At 66.7% G+C, this 6,222-nt stretch carries 4 protein-coding genes and 2 pseudogenes; 5 read left to right on the top strand and 1 reads right to left on the bottom strand.

Translation table 11 applies throughout. From position 1 onward, the window contains the following. Window positions 1-123 precede the first annotated feature (123 nt). The 5 genes and pseudogenes from ACFWU3_RS36330 to ACFWU3_RS36350 form a co-directional block, all read left to right on the top strand. Entirely contained in the window at window positions 124-312 is a 189-nt protein-coding gene (locus tag ACFWU3_RS36330; protein WP_384445874.1) for a hypothetical protein, read from the top strand. A gap of 1,538 nt (window positions 313-1,850) precedes the next feature. After that, window positions 1,851-2,627 carry a GNAT family N-acetyltransferase gene (locus tag ACFWU3_RS36335; RefSeq protein ID WP_384445876.1) on the top strand — a complete coding sequence of 259 codons (777 nt, stop codon included), beginning with the start codon at window positions 1,851-1,853 and terminating at the stop codon, window positions 2,625-2,627. Between the two features lie 58 nt (window positions 2,628-2,685). Next, window positions 2,686-3,639, top strand: a complete 954-nt coding sequence (locus ACFWU3_RS36340; RefSeq protein ID WP_384445878.1) for a hypothetical protein — start codon at window positions 2,686-2,688, stop codon at window positions 3,637-3,639. A gap of 840 nt (window positions 3,640-4,479) precedes the next feature. Continuing rightward, window positions 4,480-5,145: pseudogene (locus ACFWU3_RS36345) on the top strand (transposase family protein); the annotation flags it as partial. After that, window positions 5,142-5,510, top strand: a pseudogene (locus tag ACFWU3_RS36350) (pyridoxamine 5'-phosphate oxidase family protein); the annotation flags it as partial. The pseudogenes ACFWU3_RS36345 and ACFWU3_RS36350, both read left to right, overlap by 4 nt. On the opposite strand, the gene ACFWU3_RS36355 reads toward ACFWU3_RS36350, so the two are convergent. Continuing rightward, window positions 5,497-5,772: a hypothetical protein gene (locus ACFWU3_RS36355; protein WP_384445880.1), complete on the bottom strand. Its 276-nt coding sequence runs from the start codon at window positions 5,770-5,772 to the stop codon at window positions 5,497-5,499. The pseudogene ACFWU3_RS36350 and the gene ACFWU3_RS36355 overlap by 14 nt on opposite strands. Between the last annotated feature and the right edge of the window lie 450 nt (window positions 5,773-6,222).

The following is a 6,222-nucleotide window of genomic DNA, read 5'->3' on the forward strand; positions in this document are numbered from 1 at the left end:
TACAACTTCCATAAACAAAAACAACAACCCCACAAACCCTCGGGGGGGGGGGGCCCGGCCCCCCAACCCCCCCCCCCACACCCGCGCCTTCAGTCCAAATCCATGCGAAAGGAACAGCACCGTATGTTCGATGACATCCCAGAGCCCATGCCGGACAGCCCGCATCAGCGCATGCTCGACTTCTTGGCAGAGAGCGATGCCGCCACCGCCCCTCTCGTGCCGGACGTCCCTGGCCCGGACACGGTGATCAACCGGATCACCCATGCCCTGGAGAACGAGGACGCCCTGTACCTCATCGGACAGGACAGGTAACCGATGAATCATCACCAGCGAAGTCGCATCGGCCTTGTGGTCCTGTGGGCACAGATCGCCGCCGGCCCACCAATGGCAGTAGCTGAAGCACCCCTCTGCATCGGCCTTGCCGCCAACGTCATCACATTCAGCATCGGCCCCCGAGGGGGAGGAGCGAGGGTGCGTGCTCTCGCTCGGTTGATGCCGGTGAACCTGCACTGCCCTGTGACTGGCGACGGAACGGCCAGTACCTGCAACACCTGCAGCGCATGGCACCAGGCCATGGGCGCGGCCTCGAGCACGACAGAAGGAGGTGATATTCGTAGGAGGCTTGCGACTATGGGGGGCGGCGCTGGTCCGTGCAGCAAGCGGCACGGCGACCTGCGCTCCACCGACGCCAGAAACCGGATCCTGACTGCCAAGCACGCCACCGAGGCGCTGCTGGGCATCCACGGACGAAGTCCGCTGCCGTGCAAGCCCTTTCGGTGCTTGCGAAGGCATCCACAGAGCGAGGTCCGCGCATCTCAGGCAAGGGTGCATCGGCATCTAAACCCAAGCCAGCACCAACGCCTGTGGGCCACCTCGCGCACTAGGCGCACCAGCCACTCAACCATCTAGTTGCTGAGCCGTCCCTAAGGCTCCAGCGCGGGGCAGGGGTATGCCAGATTTATGCCCCTGCCCCAACCAAGGAGGGAGAACCACGAAAACCGAAGACGAATCCCAACGCCGATCTGGAGAGGCGGCAGCCTTGGTAGCTATGGCCACACTGCGGAGCTCTCTATACAGTCCAGCCGCTTACCTGACACGACGTCATCCGGGTCGCTGTTGCCGAAGCGGAGGTGATTGGGGCAGCCGCCGGTTCGATCAGCGGCAGCTCGGTTGGCTCTGTTTCAAGACAAGCGTGGCCCGTGTGCTGCTGGTTCGCTAATGCAGGAGCTGTGTCCAATGGCCGGCGGAGCCGATCAACCTGCTGATGCTGGCAGTCCGTGTAATCGCTTGAGTCGGAGGCTGAGCAGAGTCAAACCTTGACGAAGGGAGGGGGGTCAGCGTTCTCCGGGGCCCGGTGTGACTCCGTGGTCACGCGCCCCGCGGCCGCCAGCAATTCCTCGGATCGGAGCGGGGGGAACGATGCTGCGAACCTGATGTACACCAGAACCATGAAGACCCAGGAAGCGTTCTGCGTGCGATGTGGCAGCGCAGACACTCGAGTTACCCGCCTCGACCAGACCAGCGCAGAAGGCACCTGCCTCCGCTGTGACAAGGCCTTCCACGCCACACCGTGCCAGGGCTGCGGTGGATTTCGCATCGACGGCTCCTTCGGTGTCCCCGGTATGCGGTACGAGAAGTTTCCGGAGAGTGTGAAGTGCTGGGACTGCGGCCACCGCAATCCGCTGCGCGACCCCGGCCCGGAGTAGGCCGCCGCCGGGCACGCCCGCGTTCGGTTTCCCCGGAATGTCGAGAGAGTGGCCGGATCGCGGAGCCGGTCACGCAGACGGATCTTCCATACAGTTCGCGTCTGCTCCAGCGTCCGCAGGACCCGCGGCGGGTAGACCCCCGGGATGGTGAAGAAGCAGAAGAGGACGCGGACGGGGATCAGGACAACACCGGCGAAGAGCCCGACGAGGGGCCGGTCCATAGCAGGGCCGGACCGGCTGACGCGTCAGCAGATGCTGGACGGCGTGCCGGGGACTGACGGTGTGCGGATCGGGTTCGCGAGGCCGGGAGAGGCGCTCCTGGTGACCACGCTGCTGAAGGAGGCCGCCGACGACCTGGAGGTCGGCCACCTCGAAGCTCTTGCACGCGGGCGGTGCGGGACGTGGCTGCTAGACGCTCTCGCTGGCGCCGATCTGGGGGAACTGCTGGTGCGGGCAGCGGCGGCCGGGGAACTCCAGCGGGCGGCGGGAGAGTTGTCGCTTGCCCTCGTCGCGCGGGACGGTGACGACCAGGTGCTCGGAGCGCTGCTGGGTGTCCCCTCGGGCACGGTCATCGCCGGACTCGCGCGGTTTCCGGTCACAAGGCAGCAAATCCTGATGTCGATGCTGGTGTACGCCAAGCTCAAAGCGGTCGCCGTGGCTGGGGATGCCCGCGGTCGCGGGATCGGGGCCGCGCTGATCGCAGGGTGTATCCAGTTGTACTGGCAGCTGGACTACACGCTGTTGTTCGGCGAGTTCGACACCACACGCGCTCTGGGGCCCTACTACACGCGGCAGGGCTTCAGTGTTGTGAAGCCCGGGCAGAGCATCGATGTCGGCACCCTGCTCGCCGACATCCCCCTTCATCTCGGTGCCGGGCCGGGACTGACCTTCTTCCACCAGTGGCGGACACACGACACGTGAGAGCCCAGGCCAGTGCAAATCCAGGTGTTAGCGGAACCCTCGAAGCGATGATGGCGGCATGGACGATCTCACGCAGGAAACGCCACCTGCCCCACCCGGGGCCGCCGCTTCCGGCAGCTTTGCCCCGACGGTCGCGGAAGCGCTGCGCTTGGCCGCTGCGCGTGAGCGCACCGTTGACGACCATATGTTCCGTGCGGGGCGCACGTCGTTTCGGCTGCAGCTGTTCACGGCGCCGGGACAGCGGGCGGTGGCGGTGGCCACCCAGGCCGAGGATGAGAGCCCGAGCCTGACCAATGAGGCCGAGTCGTGTGCAGCATTGGTGTGGCAGCAGCACTGCCCCGGCCAGGAACTGCCGCCGGTATGGATCCAGCGACAGTTCCCGGGCGCGTTCGGCGAAGAACCAGACTTCCAGTTGGTCACCTTCGGCGAGAGCGAGCAGTATCAGGTGCACCAGCCGCGCTGGTGCACGATCAGCACGGAGCGGATCGTGCACCTGGTCGGCGGACCGGTCGCTGAAGACCGCGGTGAGGGATACGTGCCGCCCGAGCCGGAAGAGGAGCCGGAGCAGCGGTTCGAGGTGATCGAGCTGCGGCGCCTAGCGCAGTCCCACCCGTTCCGCGAAGACTGCATGTCCAATAGCTCGTCCGCTGCATTGTCGCCGAGCTGGACAGACCGGCTTTTGCGGCGGAGCTGCTGCTGGTACCACTCGGGCGACTGGCACCGGGTCAACGACATGGCGCTCACCGTGCTTTCGCGCGCGCGAGACGAGGACGTGAAAGCGGAAGACATGAGGCGATACGCCGATGCGTACGCTGCTGCGGCCGGTGCGAGCAAGTGGGAACGAGCAGCGCTCTCTTCCCTGTACTGCCCGCCCGTCGCCATCCAGCCTTCCGGAGACGACTACATCAGCAACGGCTTCATCAACGGCCAGCACCGGGTTCAAGCGATGCGGGACGCCGGAGTGGCCCGGACGGTCGTCCTGCGCCTCGTATGGCCGGACCAATCCAGCTGACTAGAACCCCGGTGTTGCATCGCAAGCAGCGAAGGGGTCCCACAACTCCTGCACGGCACGCCCGCGGTGGTGCTCGGTGGCGCCGCACCCTGAACAGATCCAGGGCGCGCGGGGGACCAGTCCGATGCGGTAGCCGACAGGCAGTGCGGTCAGAGCGATGACCGTACGGCGGCACGCTTCCTCGGTGTCGTCATCCCGTCAGGGAAGGATTCCTAGCAGGGGCGCTCGGGGTGACGGCAATGGGCCTCATGGCTCGAAGGGCGAGCGCAACGAGGGTCCAGCCTGGTACGCGACGCCAAGAAGCGGTCGGGATGGCGATGCTGGCTCGGAGTGGGACGACCGTTATGCCCTGCCCCTACCAAGAGGCAAGGGAGTCCGCCAACGTGAACGGACGAGTTCCGGAGCAGAGCGGACTTCTGACCGCATAACCGCAAACATCCCTCCTCGGGCAGCCTCCATTTCCTGCACAGCGTCTGCCCAACGCACTTCGGGACGGGGACGCACGATCGGCGCAAGGTGGTCGACGAATGCAAGCTCCAGCGTGGAGAGGGCCCGCGCCATGCGTTCCACCGCATGATCCACCGCCTCCGGGCCGAGAAGTAGCACCTGCTCCTGCACTGCCCGGACAGGTCGCATCGCCTGCGCCGCCAAATCTCGGGCGTGCTCGAGGTTGCTCTCATCGACGTCGGAGGCGTCTACCCCGTGTGCCTCCGTTGCCTCCCACTGAGCTTCTTCGAGCGGGCCACCGATCGGGTGACGGTCCATGAAGCGCAACGAGCGAGGCCCCTGGGCAGTTGATCGAGATGTCTGACGTCTCAACCACGCTGCTCAGGGGCCTCGTTGGTCATCCATCCTGCCGCACTCGACCTGCCACATGCGCTCGTGGAGTGGGTCACCATGCTCATCGTCACCCGTGAGGGTGACCGTCGCTGCAAGCTCCGTCCGTCCCAGCGCGCGATAGTGGCACTGGTGTACCTGCGCGAGCACACCACCCTGGCGAAGGTCGCTGCCGGGTTCGGGATCAGCGAGTCCACCGCCCACGCCTACACCGGCGCGGTCATCGACCTCCTCGCCGACCGTGCACCGAGCCTGCTGAAGGTCCTACGCGAGCAGGATCCGGACTTCGTCCTCCTGGACTTCACGCTCGCCGAGTGCGACCGGGTCGGCGACGGACGGGCCGACTACTCCCACAAGCACCGCCGGCACGGGGTGAACATGCAGGTAGTCACCGATCCGGACGGCCGGCTGCTGTGGCTCTCGCCCGCGCTGCCGGGCCGCTCCCACGACCTGACCGCCGCCCGCACCCACCGGATCGTCCGCATCTGCGAGCGCCAGGGTGTCCCCATCCTGGCCGATCTCGCCTACCAGGGCGGTGGCCCCTGGCTGACCACGGGCATCAAACGCAGGCCCCTGCGGGAACTCACCCCTACCGAGAAGACCGTCAACCGGGCTCTGGCCGCGGCACGGGCACCGGTTGAGCGCGGCGTGGCCTGCCTGAAGTCCTGGCCACGGTGACGGCAAAGGGCGAACCGCGGATCAGCGGCGCCGACGGGCACTTCCTGCACGGCCGGTGGCACTTCGGAACGGCGCGCGACGCCGCCAAGGCCCGTCATCTCGCGGCCCGTCCGGCCGCCAGCGTCGCGCACCTGCGCGGCGAGGACCTCGGCGTGTTCACCCACGGCATGGTGGAGGAGCTGAACCCCGAGGACGCCGAGACCACGGCCGACTGGCAGGAACTCCTTGCCTACTTGCAGGACTTCTACGGCGACGACGACGCCTTCGACTGGAACCGCGAGGCCGTCTACTACCGGCTGAACGCGCACTGGATGACCGTCTACGCCCCCGACCTCGACAAGCTCACCGGCAGGTGACGCCGGGCTCGTCGACGAGGGCCAGCACCTGCGCGTACGTGGGTGCGGGGCCGGTCGACGGCGCGCCGTCGCGTACCGCCAGCGCCGTGGCGACGGCCTCGCCCAGCGCCCGCCGGGTCAGGCAGCGACCCGAGGCTGCCCCCGCCCCGACCGGGTCGGTGACAGCTGGGCCGACGCGTAGTTCGGAGAACACCACCGGTTCGCCGAAGCCCGCCGGTAGGGGACCGAGAGGGTGCTGAGGTAACGGCTTGAACCAGCCCATCCCACCGTGGTCACTGACCAGTTGTATCCCGTCAACTGATCAACCCATAAAGGAGACGCTGGGCGAGCATCCTCTCCATAGGGCTGCCGTACCTGCAGTCGGCCGCAGGCGTGGGTTGTGCATGTTTGCATATCCACCGGCCGTCGGGTGTGCATGTTTGCCATGGTGCCGGGCGCTACCGGTGAGTCATAGTCCCGCGGACAGAGTTCAGTTCGCGGTGGACGTCCTCGAGTCCGGGGCTGGCACGCCCCTTGGCAGTGTTCTCTGCCTGTTCGCATGCCGGTTGGGGTTCGGGGCGGGGAGGTGTTGATGTTCGTGATTCTTGTACGGGGTGTGGTGTGGTGAGTTCGGGTGGGGGGGTGCGGCGTGGGTTGGTGGGGTCGGTTCCGTTTACGCGGGTGTCGAATGCGTTGTTTCGGGATGGGCGGATCAGTTTCAAGGCGAAGGGCT

Origin of the sequence: Streptomyces sp. NPDC058685 (genome assembly GCF_042714725.1) — a bacterium.
Classification (GTDB): domain Bacteria; phylum Actinomycetota; class Actinomycetes; order Streptomycetales; family Streptomycetaceae; genus Streptomyces.